Here is a 694-nt window from a genome sequence, read left to right as displayed (position 1 = left end):
ACGCTCGCCTGCGACAAAAGGGCTGGCTATAAAACGCTCAGCGGTCAGATCGGCCCGGTTCAGGTATCCACGCGCCACACCGCTGCCACCGATGTAAAGCTCGCCGGCTACCCCAACTGGGCATAAATCACCACTGCTGTTTAATATGTAAATACGAACATTTGATACAGGCTGACCGATATTTACTATGCCGTTATCTGTTATCGGACGCAACGCAATCGTTGCACAAACTGTATTTTCGGTAGGGCCATATCCATTAAGCAACTTAACACCGCTTGCTAGTAAATATCTACCTGTCTTGCTATTTAAGGAATCCCCTACTGACAAAATTGTGGATATGCCCGTAACATTTGATTTGAGAACTTCCTGGTATGCTGGCGGCAGTACGGCCAAATCAATCCGCTGATTTTTCAGAAGGTCAGCAAATAAAGTTTCATTTAACAAGACTTCTTTGGTTGTTAAGACCAATTTTCCTCTGATCAATAGCCCGCAAAAAATCTCATGCGAACACGCATCAAAAGAAATCGAAGCGAATTGCAGGATACAGATCCCCGGCCGCAGATTCAATAACTCTATCTGACTGTAAAAAAGATTGGTAAGGTTTCTGTGCTCGACCATCACCCCCTTAGGGCGGCCGGTTGAACCCGAAGTATAGATCACATAGGCAAGGTTGGCGCTGACAACACCCGAGACA

1 protein-coding gene is annotated in these 694 nt (G+C 46.3%); it reads right to left on the bottom strand.

Going from position 1 to position 694, the window contains the following annotated elements; all coding sequences use genetic code 11:
• Positions 1-694, bottom strand: a 694-nt coding sequence (locus tag AAHB90_RS32485) for an AMP-binding protein (protein ID WP_342089489.1), incomplete at both ends; no start/stop codon positions are given.

It is taken from the genome of Dyadobacter sp. OTU695 (assembly GCF_038440355.1).
In the GTDB taxonomy this organism is placed as follows: domain Bacteria; phylum Bacteroidota; class Bacteroidia; order Cytophagales; family Spirosomataceae; genus Dyadobacter.
The sequence above is the reverse complement of the archived record's forward strand: the minus strand, read 5'-3'. Positions and strand labels throughout refer to the sequence as shown.